This window comes from Mucilaginibacter sp. Mucisp86, from assembly GCF_047324315.1.
Taxonomy (GTDB): domain Bacteria; phylum Bacteroidota; class Bacteroidia; order Sphingobacteriales; family Sphingobacteriaceae; genus Mucilaginibacter.
The window spans coordinates 833747-858021 of the sequence record NZ_CP168503.1; the positions used below are offsets into that span (position 1 = coordinate 833747).

Here is a 24275-nt window from a genome sequence, read left to right on the forward strand (position 1 = left end):
GTCTTTCAAAGTTTAGAAGCCTAAGTTTAAACCAAAAGATACTGTACGTAAGTTTGGATACACCCCAAATGGTGATGAAATATCACGATAATGATCAGGGAACGGGTTTACAAAGTTGATAGGGTTTGTAGCTACCACATAGGCCCTGATGCTTGACATACCGAGCCTTTTGGTTAAACCGGCAGGCAAGGTGTAACTTAAGTTAGCGCTGGAGATATTCCAGGTGAACGGACTAACAAACCAGAAATCACTTGTAACACTTACGTCATCTGAGTAATACGGATCGGGATATCTAGCATTTGTATTGGTTGGCGTCCAGTGGTCGGCCCAAAATACAGGCCGGTTTTGGTTTGCGGTAGCTTGTTTAATAGCGGCACTTTCTATTGATTGCGTACCACCCCAACTCATGCCCATAACCACGTTTAAACTCAACGTTTTATATGCGCCACCGAAGTTTAAACCAAGATTGTAATGGTTTGAAGCTTTATGACCTAAATAAAACTGATCGCCGAGATCGTTTTGCTTGATGATACCGTCGCCGTTTTTATCAACATAGTTGATCATGCCTGGGGCAGGTGTATATCCAAAGATCTTAACGTTTTGTGCGCCACCGGCAGCGGCAGCCCGTTGTGCTATAATAGCATCAGCATCGGCCTGTGTACGGATAATACCAAGCGATTTGTAACCCAGTGTGCCCGGGTCGCCTGATTTACCTGTCAAATCCTGAATAGTGCCAACCTGGGCTGCAGCTATGTCATATTTGATGTATTTATTATCGCTCCATGAAAAGAACGGGCTGAAACTATAGCTAAAATTTGATCCTATCTTATCTTTCCAGCTTGCAGAGATCTCGTAACCGAAAGTATTGATGATACCATAGTTTTCGGCAGATGGTGCTGCGCCGATAGTTACCGGAACAGAAGTATTTAACGATGCAAGCATGTCATAACGGTGCTCCCAGAAGTAATCCGCAGAAATTGATAAGCGGTTGCCCATGAAAGCAGCATCCAAACCATAGTTTGTTTTTAAGTCGTGATCCCAGGTTAGGTTAGCATTCGGAATGGCGATGTTTAACAACGCACCCAATCCCCTGTCGCCATTGCCGCCAAAAACTGCACCGCCTTTGTTGCCGGTACCAAACTGGTAATTAACAGCATATAAGAACGAAGGCGTATTATCCGAGCCTAACAAACCTACCGAACCCCTGAATTTCAACAAATCAACAAAGCTTATTGATTTAAAAAAGTTCTCTTTTGAAATTACCCAACCTGCCGAAGCCGAAGGAAAATATCCCCATTGATGGCCCGGTGCAAAGTTGGTATTGGCATCAGCCCTCATAGCCAATTCAACCAGGTATTTATCAGCATAAGCATAATTTACCCTGCCGGCTACAGCTTTACGACCGTATTCTTTTACCATCGTAGCCTGGTTTGATGATTGATCGCCAATGGTGAATGTTTGGTTGTCTTTTCCGCCTACAATTACACCATCGGCTTCCGCTGCTACGCCTTCGCTGTATGATTCATATTGCTCATACAAAGCCAGTGCAGTAATTTCATGCGCCCCAAAACGCTTATGGTAAGTAAGATTGGCGTTGAACTGGTAGTTATCGGCCATTGTAGGGGTAAGGCGAACCCTATCACCATTTTTTATAGCTTTTACACCTACCACAGTTCCTCCCGGAATATGGTTATTGTCGCCTTCGCCCGAATATTGGTTATAGTAAAATGTTGAGCCATATTGCTTGTTAAAAGCATTATTAAGATTGCGGTTATAGCTTACATTAGCAGTTAACCCACTAATGCCCGGAATTTCGTAACTCAAATTGGCTAAACCATTAAATACAGTATTATTGTTACTTGTGTAGTTATTGGAATTTTGAACAGCAAAGAAGTTAAGGTTATCGTTATTGCTGGTGCCTAAATATACCGGGTGCCCATCGATAAAATATTTTTGCCATGGTGGTGCCTGGTTAAGCGACAGAAAGTCGTTGTCCGGGCTTTCGGTGGTGCTTGAAAGCTTGTACCAGTAAATTTTGCTTTTGGCAAGGTCTTCGCTCAATGACAATGACAATTTTAAACCTTTTGCCACCTTGGCATCAACACTGGCCCTAAACCCGAAGCGGTTGGTGTTTACCCCTTTAAAGTTGGAGTTTTGGTTTACGTAGTTTGCGCCTGCAAAATAAGTAACCTTATCATTACCGCCACTTATGCTAAGCGCATTCCTGCTGGTTACTGCCGGTTTAAATGCCTGCTCCAGGAAATTTTGATTATTGTTTTTAAAGTACTCAAGTTCATCAGGCGTATAATATTTTAAGTCTTTGTTGCTTAAATCGCCGTTAATGTAACCTTCGGGAGTAATAGTGTGGTTATATCGTGTTTGCTCAATATCATTCAAATAGGTAGCCATCTGAACGCCCGACATCATTTTAGGCAATTGAATTGCATCGGCAACACCAACGGATGAACTGAAGCTCACCTTTGGACCACCTGCCTGGCCGCGTTTTGTTGTAACAACGATAACGCCGTTTGCACCCAAAATACCATAAATGGCAGCGGCAGCATCCTTCAGAATGGAAATATTCTCTACCTCGCTTTGGTCGAGCAGGTTGAAGTCAGCTTCGGTACGTTGTACACCGTCAATAATGTATAACGGTGTTGTACTACCGCCATTCTTTGCCAGGAAAACGGGGTTACGGATGGTGATTGTTCCGCTTTGTCCCGGCCTTGCAATACCACCGGTAACACTTACTGCAGCATTAGTACCGCGAAGTGCAGCGGCAAGGTTAGTGGTAGGGATATCCTGGATGGTTTTCATATCCACCGCGGCAACCGCACCTGTTAAGTGAACTTTTTTCTGGGTACCATAACCTACTACCACAACCTCATCGAGGGCATTTTGTGATGGTAGCATTTTAAAGTCGGCGTTCATTTCGCCAATCTTCAATGTTTTTTCCTGGTAGTTGTATCCAAGAAATTTAGCACCAACTACAATGGATTGCAGGTTAGTAGCTTTAATAGAGTATTTACCATCGGCATTGGTAATAGTACCTGTGTTGCTGCCTTTTACCTGTATGGCAACTCCCGGCAAAGGAGCACCTTTTTCGTCCACAACGGAACCCGTTATGTTACGATCCTGGGCTTTTAGCGCACTGCCCAAACACAGCAACACCGAAAGTAAGAGGAAAAGTTTTCTCATAAACTTGATAATTTAATTTTCATGATCAGGTTAATTAATTGGTATAATTGGTTTGCCCGGCTAAAGCTTATATCATGATACCGGGAATATTAGGTTAGTTCAAATTATTGCTTTGTGGCCTGCCGCTCCTTGATCCGTTTCTGCCATTCTTCTCCCTCCTTTTTCATATCGTAGCCTTGCGCAGACAGATAATTATTAATGCGGCCTTTAAATTTGCCAAACCAGGCATGTTTTTTCTCTGATGATTCGGCGTCTATCGCGTTCTCCCTTGCCTCCAGCAGCCAGCCTTTTATTTTGTCTTTTTGTTCGTCGGTAAGGTTGGGGATCTCGTCCTGATAGGCGGTGTAGGTGATTGGATAGATGCGGTAGGTCATGCCGTCTTTTATCTTATCAACCTCGTTGGCACTTAATTCTTTGTTCAGCTTTTTGATATATGATGCATGCAGTACTTTTACCTGCTTTACCACATCGCTATCCACAAGGGCAATTTTGGCATTCGCCCCCGCCTTGTCATCGGCCATTTGCGTTTTGATATCGTTTACTTTTGTTTTACGCGTATCGTAAACAGTGTTCAGATCGTTGTACTGGGCAACCACAATATCACGTACTTTCTTAAATTTTACAGAGTCGGTAATGCCTGCTCCAGTAACAATTTTGTTCGAGCGTTCGGTGATCACCTTTATATAGTTGTTATCGGCTGTGGTTTGCGCAAAAGCGGCATTCCCTGCTACTGATAATAACAATATGGCTATGTATTTAAAGTGCTTCATGAGTGTTTTAATTGGTTAAATTCTTTATACAGCTTATACAAAAGCCCTCAAAAAGTTTATAGTATCCTGCCATTTTTTTAAGCAATTAATTGTTTATATCACAATTAATTAAGTATTAAAATCTTGTCAGTTCTAAAAGCCTGCTAAAAAGTATAATTAATTTTATTGGTTTATATTTCCTGGTATCCTACAGCCTGATTTACAAGTTGCTTTAACAAATATCACGTGTTAGCCTTTGCGTTTCCTGTTTGTATTTATCTATTTATTATACAATCTTACCATAACGCATTTTTCGTGCAAAGCTAAATTTTTGTCAAAAGAAAATTACATTGCTGCAAATTGGGTTTGATTAAAAATTGCTACTTTTAAAAATATAAACCAACGCGGCGCATACTTCATTGTGGGCCGACCTGCTAACCTTTATTGATTTTTACAAAATGAAGCCCCATTTTCTCAAGGTTGCGGTAAAACCGCAAAATTCATTCAGTATACGGCATGATATTTTGCCCACCTTCCGCGGCATCTGGCATTACCATCCTGAGCTTGAATTACACTACGTAATAAAGGGCGAAGGGGTTAGGTTTATTGGTGATAATATCAGCAATTTTTCGCCCGGCGAAATTACATTGCTTGGTGAAGCCCTGCCACACTGCTGGCGATGCAAGGACGAATACTTTTTACCAGATTCTGGATTGAATGTTGAAGTGATCGTGATCCACTTTTTACCTGATTGTCTTGGCCGTTACTTGTTAAATTTACCCGAAGCTTTCATGTTGCCCAAGCTTTTTGAAAAAGCTAAAAGTGGCATGGTCATCAAAGGAGAAGCAAAGACCGAGCTGGCCAAACTGATGCGGCAAGCAGCTGAAGCTACCAATCTCGACAGGATCATTATCCTGCTTTCGATATTGAAAGTGTTAGCCGAAAATGAGGACTTCGAACCGATAACACTCTCGCACAGCGACTTTCATCAATCCAACGAATCGGATACTATTCGCCTTAATAAAGTATGTTCCTATACATTGGCCAACTATAAACAGGAGATTAGCCTGGAAAAGATAGCGGCCATCGGCAACCTGAGTGTTACCTCTTTTTGCAGGTATTTTAAGCTGATGACCAAGAAAACATATTTTGATTTTTTAACCGAGATCAGGATCAGTCACGCCTGTCGTTTCTTAATTGAGGACAAGCTACCTACCGAAGTATTGTGCTTTGAATGCGGTTACAACAATATTTCAAACTTCTACCGTCACTTTAAACGGGTTACCGGGATGACACCGCTTGAGTATAAACGCCGTTATATCAAAGGGCAAAAACAGGCAATTTCTGCTTGATTTTGTTAAGTCTTAAGTTATAAGAAGTTGTTTAGATTTGACGATTTTTAAATGTAGAGACGCATCACATGCGTCTCCCGCATGCAAATCTTAGACTTAATTACTTATAAAGCGGCTTGTCCCATTGGAGACGCATGTGATGCGTCTACATAAAATCTTCTCAAACAAAATTCAAACAGCTTCTAAGTAAAAAAGCATGATTTCTTACTTTAGACTTTCGACTTAAGACTAATTAAATACCTATCTCGCTTTGAAGTGTGGTATAGTTCGTGTACAGATCTTCTATTTTATTACGAATAGCCGGCGAAAAATAGCCAACATCCCGGCGGGTGGTGGTAGTGATTTTCAAACCGCGTTTGGTAAGATAATATTTAGCAATAACCGGGTAAACATTATGCATCACATCCATGTTTTCGGTTAAGAACTCCTGTACCATTACCACCTCATGCTGACGCGACGCATCAGCATAATGATCACATAACCAAACAATAAGTTCCGGGAAAAAATTACCCTGAATACATGACAATCCTGCCGAACCCGTTTTCAGTGATTCAACCGCGTGAACCATGTAAGCATCATACAAACCAAAAGCCGGATTAATTTTACTCGCCTCCAGTTTCTGTTTTACCACATTCAGGTTAAGGCATGTATCTTTATGATATATTACCCTGCCGGTCGCTACAAAATGCTGAAGCTGTTCGGCCGATAATAGCCTTTTGTAAGGCACCGGGCATTCGTAAAAACCTAAAGGGATATTTTCAGTTTGATCAAAAAGGTCAAATACGCGATCGTTAAGTGCAGTATCCGGCTCATTGGCATCGGCCAGTAAACTTGTAATGGCTATTACCGCCGAAGTGCCAGTATCATACACCCTTTTTATAAAATCGGCTTGCTTTTCAATCGGCCCACCAAAGGTGCCGGTGGCCACAACCGGAACAGCGCCGTCAACGGTTTCAACCACGTGTTTGATGATTGCCAGGCGCTCTTCCCCACTCAGTTCAAACATTTCGCTCGAGAGGCAATTGGCAAACACTCCGGCCGCACCGGCATGCAGGTACATCTCAGTAAGACGGGTAAGTGCTACATAATCAACTGCACCGTTATCTTTAAAAGGCGTTAACATTACCGGGATAAAACCCTTTTTTGATTGTTCCATTTGATGATTAAATTAAACTGTTAACTCCCTTGTTTTGGTTAAAAAGATTCCTGTTAAAAATATGGCGAGGGTACCCGCAACAATGATCATATTGGTATTTAACGTACTGCGAAGAGCTGCATATTGCTCCGGGATGAGGGCCGGAAAAGTAAGCCAAAGGATCACCAAAACACCTATGATGCTGGCGATAATAGCCTCGTGGTTACGGGTTTGCCTGCTGATGATACCCAGCAAAAATAAGCCGAGCATACCGGCAGCAAAGATGCCCGAAAGCTGCCACCATAAATCGAGGATGCTTTTTACGCCTATCATGGCTATCCCGGCTGCCATACCTGCGAACCCGAAAAGCACAGTGCCGATATGCAATGCATTCAGCGTGTTTTTTTCGTTGAGTTTTGGTTTAAAATATCTTTTGTAGATATCGATAGTAAAAACGGTAGCCGATGAATTCATGCCCGAACTAATGGTGCTCATGGCTGCCGATAAAATGGCTGCTACGATAATACCAACCAGACCCGCAGGGATTTTGGTAACCATAAAATGCGGCATGATCTTATCACCGTAATCGGCAGGTGTAAGTTTACCCATGAATGCTGCAACCTCATTTGCCGAAGCCGTTGCAGGCAAACGTTCAATAGCTACCTGATGTTTAAGGCTTAATATCAGATCGGGGTGCTCGCTGTAGTAAGCATATAAGCATGAGCCTATTACAAAAAACAGGAAAGATGCCGGCACATAAATACCAACGCAAAGCCATACCGATTTGGCAGCCTGTTTGGTAGATGTAGCCGCATGATAACGCTGAATATAGTTCTGATCCATCCCAAAGTTGTTGAGATTGATGAAGAACCCGTAGAACAGGATCACCCAAAATGTTGGTTCGGTTAAGTTAAGTGAGAAACTGCCCAGGCTAAATTTATGATCGGCTTTGCCAATTTCTACGATCTTATCAAAGCCTCCAGGGATGTTATTTACCACCAAATAAATGATGAGCAAGGCTCCTAAAGTTTTGATAATGGCCTGTACCACCTCTGTCCAGATCACTGCTTTAATTCCGCCGGATACGGTATACAGGATAATGGAGATGCCCATTACGATCATGATCATCTTCATAGAGAGACCGGTAAGTGCCTGCAGACTCAACGCGATGCCGAAAAACACGGAACCCATACGGGCAATCTGCGTAAGCAAAAAACAAATAACCGCATAAACCCTTGCCCAGGGACCAAAGCGTTTTTCAAAGTGCGTATAAGCGGATATGTTGCCGGTATTACGATAAAATGGTATAAAATATTTAACCGCTATCCAGGCTGCAAATGGCATGGATAAGCTAAATACAAAAGCGTTCCAGTTGCCGCCGTAGGCTTTACCCGGAACGCCCAAAAAGGTGTTACTGCTTAAAAAAGTGGCATAAATGGATAAACCGATGGCCCAGCCCGGTATTAAACCAGATGCAACGGTGAACTGCTCGGCATTTTTATTTTTACGCGAAAAATAAAAACCAACCAGCACCATCGCTATAAGGTAAATACCTATAATGGTAAAATCTAACACGGGCAACACTCTCATGCTTTAATCGGGTGGTACAGTAAATTTAGTATTATGGTTTAAAATTGCATAACAAATGTAATGTACCGGGGTTAGCCTTTACTGTAATATTTTCGCCGGCTATTGTAGGATATTATCACAGAGCTAAGTGGCGGCGGGGTTAATTAAACAAGAGATTTTAAAAACTCCCCTCTTGAGAAGGGGCGCGGAGGAACGAGCGGTAGCAGGGGTGTGTTTCTGTGATCGACAAGCAAAACGCAGAAACACACCCCTCCGCCCCTCTCAAGAGGAGAATCGCGCAATCCCGTGCTTTTTTTCGTAAGTTAATGGCTCATCAACGCGCGCTTTCTATAATCAAGCTACCCGCCTGTAACCCATCGGCAGTAGCACTAACAGTAATTTCCCCGGCAACAGCTTTGGATTGGATAATAGCCAACCCCAAACCGTTAAACAAATGGTGCTGATCGGATACAAAAGGATCAAGATCCGTTTGCGAACCATTGTCTACAGCTTTCAGCACACCATGCCCGGTTACTTTAAACTTTACGAGTTGGTTAGCATCGGGCACCGGCACATTGTTTTTATCCAGAACAGATACGGTGATATACGACAGGTCTTTACCATCGGCTTTAATTTTACGCCGATCGGCCTTAAGCTGTATTTTGTAAGGTTCGCCGGCTGTAACAACCTGCGTGGTCATAACCACTTTGCCGTTACGGCGGGATACCGCTTTTAACACTCCCGGTTCATATTTAACACGCCACATTACGTGCAGATCATCACCTGTTTTCTTTCTTACCCCTATTGATTTACCGTTTAAAAAAGCTTCTACCTCGTCGGCATTGTTGTAATAGGCCCAAACATCAATCAACTGACCGGGTTTCCAGTTCCAGTGCGGTAAAAGGTGCAAAACGGGTTTGTTTGTCCACTCACTTTGGTACATGTAATAAACATCCTTGGGGAACCCGGCCAAATCAACAATGCCAAAGTATGAGCTTCGGGCCGGCCACAGGTACGGGGTAGGTTCACCAATGTAATCGAAGCCTGTCCAAACAAAAAGCCCGGAGAGGAAATCATGCTTTTTGATGATCTTCCAGGTTTCCTCGTGCGTTGAGCCCCAATAGGCCGATACGTTATCGTAGGCCGATACCGTAAAATCGGCATTGCCATCCTTCAAAGGCGTTTTACCATCCTTCGGCCAGCGCCTGATGCTGTCTGACGGCATATCATAATGACCACGCGTTGCCAATGCCGACATATTTTCGGTTCCGATAAACTTTTGGTCGGGATAGTTTTTCTGAAAATCGGCGTATACTTCCTGGTGATAGTTTAAGCCAACCAGATCAAGTGCGCCCGACTGGTAAATGAAGTTTTTTTTAGGGTCGGCATCGCTCAGGGCCGATGTAACTGGTCGGGTATTATCCAGTTGCTTTACAATTTTTACCAATTCGCGCCCAATGCTCACGCCTGTACTATCAAACTGCTCCCTGATCTCGTTGCCAATGCTCCAGGCAAAAATAGATGGATGGTTCCGGTCGCGCAAAACCTGGTCTTGCAGGTCCTTTACGTGCCATTCGTCCCAGTCCTCGTGATAATCATGTTTGCTTTTTTTCTTCTTCCACATATCAAAAGCTTCATCCATCACCAGGAAACCCATTTTATCGCACAGATCAAGCAGTCCGGGTGCCGGCGGATTGTGCGAGGTGCGGATGGCATTACAGCCCATATCTTTTAATATCTCCAATTGCCGTTCAAAAGCACGTGTATTAACAGCCGTACCTAAAGCGCCCTGATCATGATGCAGGCACACACCGAGAATTTTCATCGGTTCGCCATTTAAGCTGAAGCCTTTATCTGCGTCAAAGTTGAAATAACGGATGCCAGTAGTGATGGTATAATCATCAATAACTTTATTATTAGCAATCAGCTGCAGCTTTACTTTGTACAGGTAGGGATGGTTTATTGACCATAGCTTAGGGTTCATAACCCTAAGGTTCTGCTGAATTACAGTATCAATTACTGAAGATGTAATTGTACCCACAACCTTACCCTTGTCATCCAAAACTGAAGCTTTGAGCCTGAGTTTTGAGCCAACCAAACCCGGTAATACCGTACGAATATTGAGCTCCGCTTTTTGACGATCAACCTGTGGCGTGGTTATAAATGACGACCATTGCGGCAGATGGATTTTATTGGCAGTGGTTAACCATACATTGCGGTAGATGCCAGACCCGGTGTACCAGCGTGAATTAGGCTGGTCGCTGTTATCAACTCTAACCGCAATCACATTTTGCTGCGCTCCAAATTTGAGGTAAGGCGTCAAATCATACCTAAACGAAATATAGCCGTTGGGCCGCTTGCCTAAATAATGTCCGTTGATCCAAACTTCGCTGTTGTGAAAAACGCCGTCAAAATCAATCAAAATAGTTTTAGTTTTTGACGATGCAGGGATTATAAAACTTTTACGATACCAGCCGATACCGGCAGGCAGCCCACCCTCAGCCTGCGTTGTCGGATTTTTACTGTCGAATTTCCCTTCGATACTCCAATCATGCGGAAGATCAAGTTTTCGCCAACGATTGTCATCAAATTTCACCTGGCTCGCAGCCGCATCATCGCCTAAAAAAAACTTCCAGCAGGTGTTAAAACTTTCTGTTTTGCGCACGTTTTGAGCAGATGCAAATCCAGCCGTAAAAAGCACTAAACACAGCGTATATAAATAACGGAACCTCATTTTGATTTGCTTTTCTTGACAGGCGGCGCAACAAAGTTAAGCTCGCTTTTACCCAGATCTTTTGAAGTAGCCACAGCTATGCCACGCTGATCGGCTTTGTTTACGGCGCAATAAAAGTGATAAACTATGCCTTTATACTTCACCACGCATGATTTGTGGGCGAACATATTATCGTAAGGCTCAGATGATTGGATGAGCTTCTCTCCTGTCCAATCCGTCCAGTGTACTAAGTCATAAGAACAGGCAAAACGGTTAAACACACCAGAATCGCCGGTTTTCCAAAAGGCCCCGAAATAGAACATGACGTACACATTTCCTATCTGCTGAATGTATGGATCGCCTGTAATGCCGTCGCCATGATTCAATACAGGGTCTTTGCCGAAACGTTTCCAATGCAGCATATCGTCAGATACGGCCATACCAATCCGCTCGGCACCGCGCTTTTTGTTCACACTATCGCCATTGGCGTTGTAATACATGATGAAAGGGTGACCGGTCAGCTTCTTTTTATCCCAGATAATCGTTTGCTTGTATTGCGTATGGTTATCCCACCAGCTTACATCTTTGTCGATGCTTGACAGTACAGGATGATCTAATCCCTGCCATTCATGCGCGGTACCCGGATCCTGATCGGTAGAAGCTACGCTTATCGACAGCAAACCTTTCTCATAGCCCTTGCTTTGTCCACCGAAATATGACAGCCAATACTTGCCATCATATTGCTGTAATTTGTACGAGCCTTCCCATTTATAATCCTGCAAGCCAACATAACCGGCCTTTTGGTTATTATCCCAGCGTGTGGTATCATCAGAAAATGAGAGGATACGGCCGCGGGTTTTCCAGTGCAACAGGTCTTTACTATCGGCCAGCCAGGTTTCATAACCACGACCGTTAAAAATAATATAGCTCATACACCAGCTATCCCCCTGGCGAAAAACCATAGGACAATCGGCCTTCTGGCTATTATCTTTGGGCGATATCACCAAGCCATATTTATGAGGGGTTTTTACCTGTTCATAAATGTTTTTCATCACCTTTTCGGGTACCTCTTGGGCGCGTACCTTCAGCATTAAAAAAACGCAAAAGAGGGTTATGGATGATTTGAAGATGCTTTTCATTTTTGTTTTAATATTATTTGGCGATGAATGTATAGTTACCCGATCCTACTTTTATTTCGGCCTTTCCATCGTGATAACCGATGAACTTAAGATCACGACGCGTTTTGATATTTTGCCCATCTACAGTAATTGTGGCATTACTATTTACAGGCAAATAGATACTTGCCGTAGTATTAGCAGGGATATCCACTTCCAATTTAAAGTGCCCATTATCCTTTTTCCAACTGCTTAAAATATTGCCATACGGCGATTTGTAGTTAGCTTTTGCCCAGGTAACATCACCCACCGTTTCGGGCCTGATCTCTATTTTATTAAAGGCAATGGCATCATCTGCAGGGCGGATGCCAGCCAAACCGCTGTAAAACCACTCCATCAAATGCCCTAACATAAAATGGTTATTGGATACCGATGTAAGTGCCGCCCATGATTCGGTTAAGGCCGTGGCGCCATGGGCAAGCTGGTAACCATAGCCGGGCACATCGGCACGGCTGTTCATATCATAGATCACATCCGAGCGGCCTTCATCATCCAGCACACGAAGCAGGTAACGGTAACCAATATCACCGGCGGTAAGGGCATTACCATGGTCGCGGATGTCTTTTACAATATTGTTCACTAGCGCCGCTTTGTATTGCGGCTCAACCAATCCGGCATAAACAGACATGGCATTAGCAGCCTGGCTGCCGGTGCCGTATTGTTTGGTTTCGGCATTAAAAAACTTTTGATTGTAAGCCTGTTTAACTTTGGCAGCGAGCTTTTTGTATGATGCGGCATCATCGCTTTTGCCGAGCAGGGTTGCTATTTTTCCTGCTATATCAAGGTCATAATAGTAAAGCGAAGTAGCCGTAATACCCTGCGGTGTTAATTGCGAAACACCCGGTGGATTTGGGCCGAGGTCATACCAATCGCCCAGGCCCTGGTACAATAAATGGTTTTGAGATTTTTTATCGAGGTAGGCCAAATATCGTTTGATCATCTCATAGTTTTGAGCAAGCACCTCTTTATCGCCATACCATTGGTATACATACCAGGGCAGGATCACTGCATTGCTTCCCCATTCGGGCGAATCGCGGAAAGGCTCATCAAACTTTACATATTCGGGCGAGATCTCTGGGATCAGCCCGTCTTCGGTTTGGGAGATGCGCATATCATTGATGCATTTACGCGCCAGGCCCACGATATCATAATTATAATGCAGAGAACTGCCAACCAGGTGTGCTTCTTCCAGCCAGCCAAGCTTTTCGCGGTGAGGGCAATCGGTAAACACGCTGGCCATATTGCTTTTCATGGCCCAGTCTATTAGTTTAAAAGTTCTATTGAACAGCTCGTTGGAGCAAGCGAAACTCCCAACTGTTGCTGCTGAGTTACGTGTGTGCAAACCTTTAATATCAACAATTACCGGCAGTTTCTGAGTATTACTCTCGTTTGCAGAAACCGCGCCCTGTACCTGCAAATACCTGAAACCGTAATAAGTAAACAAGGGGTGCCAGGTTTCAACACCGTTACCCTTCAACACGTAACTGTAATAATGAGGACTGCCGGATGCTTTCTGATTAGCGCTGCCATCCTCATTCACCAATTCGGCGGGAATAATCCGCACGGTATCTCCTTTTTTGCCCTGAACGCTAATTTGCGGGATTCCTGAAAAATTTTGGCCGAGATCATACACCCATGCCCCATTATTGAGCTGTTTTTTGCTTTTTGGAGCAAGCTCCTGCATGATCTTTAAAGGCTCGGCCATTTGCGCGTTAAGCTGTGGTACATCATCTACTTTAATCACGCTGCGCCAGTTTGAATCATCAAAACTGTTGGTATTCCAACCCGGTTGCTCAAGGTTGGCATTATAATCCTCGCCCCCATAAATGCTACTGAATGTAACCGGCGAAGAAGCTGTTTTCCATGAACCATCACTTACCACATTGTCCACCCGGCCGTTATCATACTCCAACAATAAACGACAGATCATTTTAGGATAACCAAAAGCGCCGGTAAGCTTGCGGTAACGCCTGTCGCGTGGGATATAGTAGAATCCATTGCCCAGCATTACGCCAATGGTATTTTTACCGGCGATCAGTTGACTCGTCACATCAAAAGACACATATAAGGCCTGTTGATCATATTTTGTCCATCCCGGATCAAGGAAATGATCGCCTACTTTTTTACCATTCAAACTCAATTCAAAATGACCTAACCCGCATAAATAAAGTGTGGCTTTTTTTAGCTTACCCTCCACATTAAATGCCTTACGCATCAAAGGCAAAACATCATTAGCAGCACCCAGCTTTTTAGGCCCCTTGCCATGGTAAAACGGCGCAATGGCCGATGAATCGGGCAATTTATCATAGGCTATCCAATCGGCACCGTGCCAGTCGGCTTTTGTGAGCAAGCCCATTTGCCAGCTGGCAATACTGCTCCATGCAGATGCTTTGCCATGGTTATCCCAAACCATTACCTTCCAATAATACGTTTCGGCGGCTTGCATCGCCTTGCCATTGCAAGCTATTTGTAATGATCTGTTTGATGGTACCTTTCCCGAATCCCAGATATCGGCATTGTTATTTGTGAGCTTAGCTGCGTCATCGGCAACCAAAACCCGGTAAGCCCTTTGCGTTGTATTACGGGCATCGCTTTGCATTTGCCAGCTAAGCTTCGGCTTAGCCGATTCAATACCTAACGGGTTTGTTTTGTACTCGCATTGCAGATTAAGCACCTTCAGCTTTTGAGCAAAAGCGCCGAAAGGCAGCAGTAGAAATAACAGGCAGATTTTTCTTTTCATTTTAATATTTTATTGCATTTCAATGCCCGAAACAGCCAAACCATCAGCTTTAATGCCCGTGATCACCAGTTTATAATTACCCGCGTTGATACTCGTGCCCGTATTGGTTGCAACCGTACCCGATTTATTTTTGGCAACCGGTTTAAAACTCAATTCTTCCTCCTTCATCACCGTACCATCGGCAGCCAGTAGCTGCATTTTTGCTGTAAAAGTTTGATTGCTTTGGTTATAATATTTGATGCGCAGGGCATACAGATCGGCAACACCCGGTGTTAACGCGAATGCCACACTACCGACCGCACCGCTGCTAAATTTAACTACTTTTTTGCCGTTCAAGGTATCGCCGCTTGCGCCACTTCCTTTTAATTCGGCAGTCTCGGCTTTATAGCTCACGATTTTACGAAGATCAGTTGCGGGTTGCAGCGAAGTAACGGGCAGTACCACCACGGTGTACATGAACTTCCCTTTATTTTCGCCTACAGCGACTACATCCGCTTTCTTGAAGCGCTTTCTGTAAACAGGTAATTGACGCCCGCCATCAGCATCGGTTTTTACAAATAAGCCGGTATTTTCATAACCCGAGAGCCAGGCTGGCCTTTGCGATGCCGATACATCCGTAGCTACATAAACATCGGCATCAGCATTTAAAGTAAATGAGCCTGTTTGTACTTGGGCTGAATTGCTCGTACTTATCCAATCGGCACCATAAAATACCGGCGGAAGATCGTTAAAAGTTACCCCGGCATCGGTGTATTGTTTTTGGCCGATATCCAACCAGCTTTTTATTGCCCATTTGTCATTGCTCTGCAGTTGGCCGATTATTCCCGAAGCCGCCAATTGCGGCTTGATTGTTTTGTTTAAAGTACTGATTGCTATCGCAGATATGATAGCTTCACCTGCTGCAGCATTTGAAAAAGAAATCGTTAGCATCCCACCGGTAACATGCGCGGTAATACTTTTTTTAAGCGCTTTTGCATATCCTGCTTCTTTCCAAATATCAAGATCGTGGATCATGGTTTTACTATTCACGGCTATATCAAACAAACGCCAGCCAGTGCAATCCATTCCACCGCCGGTACCATACCAGGGTTCGGTAAAATATAGTTCGATACGGTAATCACCATCGAGTACCGGGAAATTGAATTTTAATTTATCTAAGCCATACCTGAATGTTTGGAACAGTTCTCCATCAGCAGTTCCGCTAATCCTATCAAAAGTGCGTTGCTGGCTGGCGAAAAAGGATGGCATACCGGGGCAATCATCCGTCCACGATGTGGAGCCGGGTTGTTGTTTATTATCCTGATGCCTGTCGGCCATCCAGATGCTGCCGTAGGTATCGGTATAATCCGGGCCGCCGCAATTGAGCCTGTATAAATAATTGTAACCAGCTTGTGGTTGCAGTATAGTGGAATTTTCTTTTGATAAATGAGGGGCAGATGGCAAGTGATTCAGCATGATCTCATCGTGAGTTACCTGCTTACCATTAACATATCCCACTGCGTATAATACATTGTATTTAATATCCGCGCCATCCCATTGAAAATGCGTGCCGATACCCTGTAGTTTTCTCCGGCCTAATGACTCATGGTCGATATCATTAAATAACTCCACCTCATCACAATTGGAATAAACAATGATGCTATCCTTTTTACCCGGAGTAAGCCAGCGATTTGGCCAGGTGTGCGATACGATGTAAACCACCGGCTCTTTACGCTTTGGCGCATAGTTGGCCCTGTACATGTAAAAAGCATCGGTAGGTTGGCCCCATGGCGTAAACAACCCTTTGTAATTGACGGGGCCTACCCTGTCGAGCTCGCGCTGCCCCTCGCCGCCTTGTGTCCTGCCGGGGTTTTCATGCGAGTACAGCAGCCATTGAAAATGCCCCGCAACCTTGTCTTTTACAGATTCGGCCATGCGGATTTTGGTTTCCATAAGCTGCGTCATCCGGTCTTCACTTAGCGGACCGTTTGCATTAAAAGGGCCTTCGGTATGTAAGCCGAGACTTCGCCACGCGCCGTACTCGCCCACCAATATTTGTTTTTTCAGGTCATCGCCATAAGTAAGCGGGTTGCCCCCGTAGGTGCCTGTCCAGTTTTGGGGCACATCCCAATCGGCACCTTCGCCGCCATTACAGGTTGTTATTTTGCGTTGCGATGAAGCCGTAGGGTCAAGCTTGCGGATGATCTCGCTGCATTCACGGGCAAAATCGGCAGGCAGTTTGCTTTCATTCTGTAAACCCCATAATATAACCGACGGGCTGTTGCGCCGCTCCTTTACCCAATCAACCAGTAAAGCCTTATAACTGGCCCTGAACTCCGGCGAATCGTACCAGATATGAGCCGAATATTGCGGCCACCATAAAATGCCCAGCTTATCCCAATACTGCTGATAAGCCAGGTTATGCGGCTGATGTGCATCCCTGAACGCATTAAAACCGGCAGCTTTTACCTGCATCACCCGTGCTTTAATTTCCTGGTCGCTAAAAGCATGGCTTTTCCCCATCAGGTGTTCATACTCGGCAATGCCATTGATAAAAACAGGCTTTCCGTTGAGATAAAAACGATTGTCGTTATTGTTCCTGCCAATGGGCCAGCTGATCCAACGGATACCATACGGCGTTTGCGTTCTGTCGATCAGTTTTCCAGCGGCCCAAACTTCTGTTAATACATAATACAGGTAAGGTTTTTCTAACGACCATAGCTGCACGTTTCTAACATCGGCAAATTGTTGACTTATTACGTTAGTCTCTCCCGCACTTAGTGTTTTATTTGTTTTTGCTTGGGCGATGGTTTTGCCGTTAACATCAATCAAGCTATTGGTGATGGTTATTTTAGATGGCTTGCCGCTGTAGTTTTTAACTTCAGTTTCGAGATTAAGGGTAGCCGATTTTTCGCGAACGGTAGTATCATTCCAGATGTGGACGCCAAAAGGTTCAATCCTGATGGCATTGGTAACTATCAAATGAACCGGCCTGAAGATCCCCATGGGTTGCGAACCCTCCGAAAAACCCGGATCATCCGAACAAGCGCCACAAACCCAGGGCAGATCTTTGATGAACGAAGGATGATCTGCTTTGACACATAACAGGTTTTTCTTACCTGCTTTGATAGCATCCGTTATATCAATGGTAAAAGATGTGCGTCCACCGGCATGATAGCCAACCTGTTTGCCATTGAGCCAAACCGTGGCATAAGAACCAACTCCTTCGAACCAAAGGAAATATCGTTTATCGTTTTGCTTGTTTTCAAGCGGGAATATTTTGCGGTACCAAGCCGTACCGTGCCTGTTTCCATGTTTCAGGCGGCGATAGCCTTCGTAGGTGTCCCAATTATGAGGTACGTTTAGCGTTTGCCATTTAGTGTCATTAAATCTCGCTTGTTCAAAACCGGTATTTGCCTTTGGGTTATTATCATCGGCAATACTTTTCCAATTGGTGTTTAATGAGATTTCACTACGCTGTGCAAAAAGGTAACTACTGGAAAAAAAGAGCAAAAGCAGTAGTGAAGTTATCAGTTTAAAAAAAGGGAAACACACCCCTCTACTCCTCTCACGAACTACTGTACATACACATCTTTTCAAGAAAAATAAAATGTCATTTCGATAGAGCTGGGGCGGGCTGAGAGGAGGCGCGAAAGAAAAATCTTCTGCATCTCGCTGTACAACCATACCTGTAAAAGCAGGGCGTAGAAGATTTCTCCTCACCTCCGACACATAAATCCCACCCTGGTTCGTTCGAAATGACATTTTTTTTTAATGATAAAATTTAAGAGTTGTGTAGTACACACAGCAGCTCTCAAGAAGGGAATCACACAGTCCCAAAAAACTTTGTTCTTTTCCCACTATCTCGCTGCGATATTCCTGCGTTTCGCCCATCTTTTACAATTGTTTCAGATCAGCGTCAAAGCGATAGCTTTTACCTTTTTGAGTTTCGAGATTGATCGTTTTTCCGGCGTAATTTAAACGACAGGCTTTGCCCAATTTGGAAAGCACCTGTAAACTTATTAACCGGCCATTTTGCCATTCAAAATCCAGCACAAAACCGCCTCTTGCGCAAATGCCTTTTATGCTTCCCCGAGGCAACGCTGTTGGTAAGGCTGGCAGTAATTCAATATCATCGCCCTGGCTTTGGAGCAGCATTTCGGCCAAACCGGCCGCACCACCAAAGTTGCCATCGATCTGGAAAGGTGGGTGCGCATCAAATAAATTATGGTAAACTCCCCCCTTTTCCTTGCCCGAACTTACATCGGCAGGCGACAGCAGTTTGCTTAACATGAGATAAGCATGATCGCCCTGGTGCATCCGCGCCCAGATATTTACCTTCCAGGCAATGCTCCAGCCGGTGCCTTCATCGCCCCGGTATTTCATGGATTGTTCGGCTGCTTTCAGCAGTTCAGGAGTTTTAAGCGTGATATCCGTTCCGGGATAAACGCCCCACATATGCGAAACATGGCGATGGGTATCTGTGGTATCGTCCTTGTCTTCCAACCACTCCTGTAACTGGCCATATTTACCTATTTTATTGGGTGCTATCTGGCTGTACTTGAGTTTCAGCGTATCCGCAAAGGCCTTGTCGATATTCAGCACTTTGGCTGCTTCGATGCAGTTTTTAAACAGATCACGGATAATCTGGTGATCCATCGTCGGACCCGCAACCAAACCGCCATGCTCGGGCGAATTGGATGGTGTGCTGATCAGATAGCCGGTTTTAGGATCTTTTACTAAAAAGTGTACGAAAAACTCAGCCGCACCCTTCATTTCAGGGTATGCCCGCTTTTGCAGAAAATCCTTATCGCCGCTGTATAAATAATGCTCCCACAACTGATGGCAAAGCCAGGCTGCCCCGCTTACCCAAATGCCATGATTGGAAGCATTAACCGGTGCAGTACCACACCATAGATCTGTATTATGGTGCAATACCCAACCCGGCGCGCCGTAATGCTCAACAGCGGTTTCATGCCCGGTTTTAGCGAGGTCATCAACTATGCTAAAAAAAGGCTCGCTGCAAGCTGATAAGTTAAGCAGCTCGGCAGGCCAGTAATTCATTTCGAGATTGATATTGGTGGTGAACTTGCTGCCCCATGGCGGTGTAAGCAGGTTATTCCACAAACCCTGCAAGTTTGCAGGCCCGTTGCCCGGTCTTGACGACGAAATCAGCAAATACCTGCCGTATTGCATATACAGGCTGATAAACGAAGGATCGGGCGAGTGGCCAAATTTCAGGATCCGTTCATCTGTAGGCAGATCAGCATTTTCACCCTTGCCTAAATCGATAGAAAACGTATTGAAATACTTTTGATAGTCTTTGATATGGGCAGCCTTGACAGCTGCATAACTCTTATGCGCTATAGCTGCAATTTGAGTTTTGCAGATGGCCTCCGGGTTGCCCGATACATCATGATAGTTTTTAAAATTGGTTGCTGCCGTAAGATAAAAAGTTGCTTCATTAGCTCCCGCAACCGAAATATTTTTCGACGTAACCATAACCTTACCACCTATGGCCTGTACATGCAGATAACTCACGCCACGTAAAACACCGTCCTTTACTTTTAATGACAGCGCCAGCGTGTGATCATCAACTTCACGGATGACATAGTTTTTATGCAGACTGCTCAATAAGGCTTTCACCGTAATTTTGCCCGGCTTATCAGCGGTGAGATGTACTGCCATCACCTGATCGGGAGCACTGCTGAAATATTCGCGGGTATAGTTAACGCCATCTGCCTGATAGCTTACATGAGCAGTAGCATTTGTAAGGTCAAGGTCTCGTTTATAATCTGTTATTTCCTGCTTAGGAAATTGCAGGTACAAATCGGCAAAAGGCTGGTAATCGGCATTGTAGCGGGGATATGCAGGTGGGTTATCATCCTGTATAAAATATTTCCATTGACCGGCAAGACTAATCGCATCGCTTTCACGTCCTTCAGGATAAACTGATAAAGTTTTGGCGTTACTTGTAAAGCCACCCTTATCGTAAAAGTTGATTACCTGCATTGCAAGTTTATTATCTCCAACAAATAATTTATTAGCAGGGATGACGTATTTTCTATAACCATTACCCGAAGTAGTGCCAATGTAATCTCCGTTAAACCAGGTTCGGTCTATGTCACGTATCCTGCCTAAGCTAATTACTAAATTTTTCCCCTTCCACCCGGCAGGAATATTAAAATGCTTAATGAACCAAACTGCACCATCTATACCCTCAAATCCGGGTTGAGCTTCCCAACCCTGTTCTGTAGGTAGTGTGACGGTTTTCCAGCTATCATCACGCATCATCTCATCCTGTGGACCATACATAGCAAACATCATACTAACCCACTTTGCCGAATCAGCAGCATAGCCCAACTCATTGCTTTTCATCCCCATAAAATGCTGCTGGGCCATTGCTTCCGCTTCGGCTTGTTTGCCTTCGGAAAGCAGCTTGCGGATAGGCTCCAGATATTTCACGGCTCCTTTACGGTTATAGTCGCGGGGGCCGCCTGTCCATAGGGTTTGTTCGTTGTATTGGATATGGTCTTCGGCAACACCACCATAGATCACGCCCCCTATACGGCCGTTACCAATAGGTAAAGCATCAGTCCATTTTTGGGCGGGTTGTTTATACCAAAGCTTTAGTGGTTGCGATTGGGCAAAGGCCTGCAGAACCCCAAACACGAATATCGCAATAAATAAACTCTTCCTGCTTTTCATTAGTCTCAATTAAAAAGCCAGCGTAAATCTTTGATATTACCTTCATTACTCAGGCCCGCATCGTAAACCGGCACATTGGCATCTGCATCAACAATACCCAAAACCAAGGCGGCTCCTTTACCTAAGGTAAGGGTATTTGACCCGGCTTTAAAGGTGTACGTATGAATATTTACAGGCGGCAGGCCATCAATTTGAATAGCATTGGCAATCTTAATATCGGCCTGGCCGTAGTCGTTGGCACTGGCATCTGTTTCCAGTTGCGGCTCGGGCAAGTATTGCGGCAGCTTGCTATTGAAAAAACCGACCAGCACTTTTACCGGCTTATCATTTTTAAAACTGATCGTAGTTCCGTTCTTTTGCTGATCTGCTTTGGATAGCTTGATCCCTTTTAAACCTGCCAATTCTTTGGCGGTATTTTTTATCGGGGCGATTGTATCGGCGTAAACCACTTCGCCCGCATTTAGCTGATAACTGCTACTATTTTCAAATTTTACAGGTGCATCCTTCAAAACTGCCACCTCTTTTTGTTTTTGCTGCGTTTGCGGCGATTTCAGCGAATCGATATTCCGTTTAAAATTGTCCAGTTCCTTTTGGTAAACAGGCAAAAGCTCGACCCAGGTTTTCATTTTGGCATCATTACCACCAACCGGGATTTTGCGCTGTTTAGTCTGCATGCTGTTGGCATACAGGTAAGTATTTTCGGTTAGTTTTACCAGTTGTTTATAATACTCCAAACTGGTTTGCAACTCGGGCAAAGCCTTTTCCAGGTCGGCAACGTTATCCGAATATTTATAACGCAGTACCCATAAAGCGGCCTTTGCCTTATAGGCATAACTATTGGCCATAGCGTTATAGCAATACATATCATTTTTTAAACGGGCAAACTCGGCATTGTCTTTTTTTATCCCCGCCGACGCTTTGTCGATAGCTTCAACAGCTCTTTTGCCTTGAAGTATCACACTGTCAATAACCTTAACCGGAGTTTCGCCGGTGTGCGGTTGGTGCTTCCATTCCTTTTCGGCGTACACACTCATCATTTCGCCAACAGGCCCTTCCGAATTATACAACAAAGAGAACAGACCGTATTTTTCGGGATTAACCAATTGGCTCATCAACATCCCCAGGGTCATGGTTTGGCGGTTACCATCAGTGATGCCGAAACGGCGCAATAGTTCGGGCGAAATATTGCCCGACTCTTCGTAAGCTTTTAAAATTGCCTCGCCGTTAGCCTGATCACATCCATATTTATCGGCCAGTTGCTTTGCCCAATAGCTTATTTCACCAGCCCTGTCCCGTTTGTTATCCCAGGCATAACGGGCCCATGCTTTGTACCAGATCCAATCCCTGTCCAACTGTAACAAGCGCTTTCTGCCTGTGTTGTCAGCGGTGTAAGGCCAATCCCAATATGATGCCTGCGGGTATAAATGCAATGCATTTGCCCCATAAATAGTATGCATAGCCTGCACGCATTTCTGGATAAAATCCGCCGAACCATAGCGGAAAGGCTCCAGGTTGGCCATTATATGCACATTTTCTATTTGTACGGTACCAATACTGCTCAGCGTGCGGTGCAGGTCGGCCCAGGGGCCATGCGGTTCATAAGTGGTTAAGGCCTCGCCATTATATTTTGCCTCGGTATATAGATTTGAATAAAGCGGTTTGGCATATTTCATTACATTGGGCGCGTCGGTATCATGTGCACGAAGCACGATCGGCGGTTCATCTTTACGCCCCAAGGCCTTCAAACCATCCTTTACTCCGGGAATTATCGTTTGGGTAAACCAGTCGACATCATCCTGCCCAACACCCTCCATGGCTTCTCCCAACGTAACCAGCAGACCTACATTAGGGTATTTCTGCACAAAGGCAGCGATAGATTTACGGGTATAATCGGCAATAATGGGTACGATGTGCCGGTTCCTGTCCTGCGTTTTCAGGTTATTTTTTTCGGCGAAGGGTTTGGATACGATGATGTTGTAAAATCCCTGGATAAGCCAGATGCCACGTTTATCAGCTTCATCGGCCAAAAAGCTGTAAATCTCTTCGTTTTTCTTAAAGATGGCATCATCAACCTCAACGGCATAAGGATATTCCTTTACCCGCACCAGCGAGGCGAAGGGGTGCCCATTCCATAAATACAAAGAGTTCATGCGGTTATGAGCCAACGAATCCAGGTAACGGATCCATAAAGCCTTGTCATAAAACCACGGGAAGTTTTGCGGTGTGTAAGGGTACTCATAAGTACCGCGACCAGGAAGTAAGGCAGGCTTTTGCACACCGATACAGGTACCCCGCAAAACCATTTCGGGCTGGTCGTGCAGGTTAATATTTACCGGGAGTTTTTTATTGATGTCGATCCTATCTGCCAATTCAAGACAGCCATAAAGTGCGCCGGAATTATCGGCACCTGCTATCAGCAGTTTATTTTTGAGGCCGTTATCACAGATGATAAAACCCTCTTTTCCCGGGCGATTATTTGCAGCGCCAACCAGTTTCTTAACCGGGGCATCCGCGAGCAAACCAACAACTATGGCATTACCTGAAGGCATTACGCCTTTATAAGATTGTTCGGTAACGGAATATCCGACGTGTTGCAGGGCCAGCGTTAACTTTTGTACACCGTAACTTATCCTCGCGTGATGCTGAGGCAAGGTAACAATGGTAATTTTTTTTGATTGGTTTTGAGCTTGTACGTTTGAATAAAAACAAAAGATGAGCGTAAATAACAGCAACAGGAAACGATTAGATATCTTCATTTTCATTCGTGTTAAACAGGCTTACCAAAGCCCGTTCCGTTGATTTGAATGAAGGCTTCAGCATCTTAAATGATACCTTTGGTTGTGAACTTAATTGGTTGTATAGTATTCAAAAATATCAGTACGCTGCTGCAATTTCATCTGATATTTTCTCTATCTACTATACGATATTATCATCATTAAAGCCACCAAGCCAATAAA

11 protein-coding genes are annotated in these 24275 nt (G+C 44.5%); 1 reads left to right on the forward strand and 10 read right to left on the reverse strand.

All coding sequences use genetic code 11. The annotated features are described in order from the left end of the window. Nucleotides 1-12 precede the first annotated feature (12 nt). Together ACEN9X_RS03425 and ACEN9X_RS03430 are read right to left on the reverse strand one after the other, a co-directional pair. Nucleotides 13-3198 (reverse strand): SusC/RagA family TonB-linked outer membrane protein, encoded by a 3186-nt coding sequence (locus tag ACEN9X_RS03425; protein WP_413669081.1) that lies wholly within the window; start codon nt 3196-3198, stop codon nt 13-15. Nucleotides 3199-3302: 104 nt separating this feature from the next. Then, nucleotides 3303-3968 (reverse strand): DUF3826 domain-containing protein, encoded by a 666-nt coding sequence (locus ACEN9X_RS03430; RefSeq protein WP_413669082.1) that lies wholly within the window; start codon nt 3966-3968, stop codon nt 3303-3305. A gap of 437 nt (nt 3969-4405) precedes the next feature. On the opposite strand from ACEN9X_RS03430, the gene ACEN9X_RS03435 reads away from it, so the two are divergent. Then, entirely contained in the window at nt 4406-5299 is an 894-nt protein-coding gene (locus ACEN9X_RS03435) for an AraC family transcriptional regulator (protein WP_091211041.1), read from the forward strand. A gap of 232 nt (nt 5300-5531) precedes the next feature. On the opposite strand, the gene ACEN9X_RS03440 is transcribed toward ACEN9X_RS03435, so the two are convergent. The 8 genes from ACEN9X_RS03440 to ACEN9X_RS03475 all read right to left on the reverse strand — a co-directional run bounded on the left by ACEN9X_RS03440 (nt 5532) and on the right by ACEN9X_RS03475 (nt 24074). Next, complete coding sequence (locus tag ACEN9X_RS03440; protein ID WP_413669083.1) at nt 5532-6455, reverse strand: dihydrodipicolinate synthase family protein; 924 nt, start codon at nt 6453-6455, stop codon at nt 5532-5534. Nucleotides 6456-6467: 12 nt separating this feature from the next. After that, nucleotides 6468-8024, reverse strand: coding sequence for a sodium:solute symporter (locus tag ACEN9X_RS03445; protein WP_413669084.1), 1557 nt, complete (start codon nt 8022-8024; stop codon nt 6468-6470). A 313-nt stretch (nt 8025-8337) separates the two neighbouring features. After that, nucleotides 8338-10737, reverse strand: coding sequence for a beta-galactosidase GalB (galB, locus tag ACEN9X_RS03450; RefSeq protein WP_413669085.1), 2400 nt, complete (start codon nt 10735-10737; stop codon nt 8338-8340). Continuing rightward, nucleotides 10734-11855 carry a glycosylase gene (locus ACEN9X_RS03455; RefSeq protein WP_413669086.1) on the reverse strand — a complete coding sequence of 374 codons (1122 nt, stop codon included), beginning with the start codon at nt 11853-11855 and terminating at the stop codon, nt 10734-10736. The genes galB and ACEN9X_RS03455 overlap by 4 nt, the downstream gene beginning before the upstream one ends. Before the next feature lie 13 nt (nt 11856-11868). Continuing rightward, nucleotides 11869-14631, reverse strand: a complete 2763-nt coding sequence (locus ACEN9X_RS03460) for a family 78 glycoside hydrolase catalytic domain (RefSeq protein WP_413669087.1) — start codon at nt 14629-14631, stop codon at nt 11869-11871. 9 nt (nt 14632-14640) lie between these two features. Next, a complete protein-coding gene (locus tag ACEN9X_RS03465) occupies nt 14641-18123 on the reverse strand; it encodes a malectin domain-containing carbohydrate-binding protein (RefSeq protein WP_413669088.1) in 3483 nt (1160 codons plus the stop codon). Nucleotides 18124-18507: 384 nt separating this feature from the next. Then, nucleotides 18508-21318 carry a glycosyl hydrolase family 95 catalytic domain-containing protein gene (locus ACEN9X_RS03470; RefSeq protein ID WP_413669089.1) on the reverse strand — a complete coding sequence of 937 codons (2811 nt, stop codon included), beginning with the start codon at nt 21316-21318 and terminating at the stop codon, nt 18508-18510. A gap of 5 nt (nt 21319-21323) precedes the next feature. Beyond that, entirely contained in the window at nt 21324-24074 is a 2751-nt protein-coding gene (locus ACEN9X_RS03475; protein WP_413669090.1) for a hypothetical protein, read from the reverse strand. Nucleotides 24075-24275: the final 201 nt, after the last annotated feature.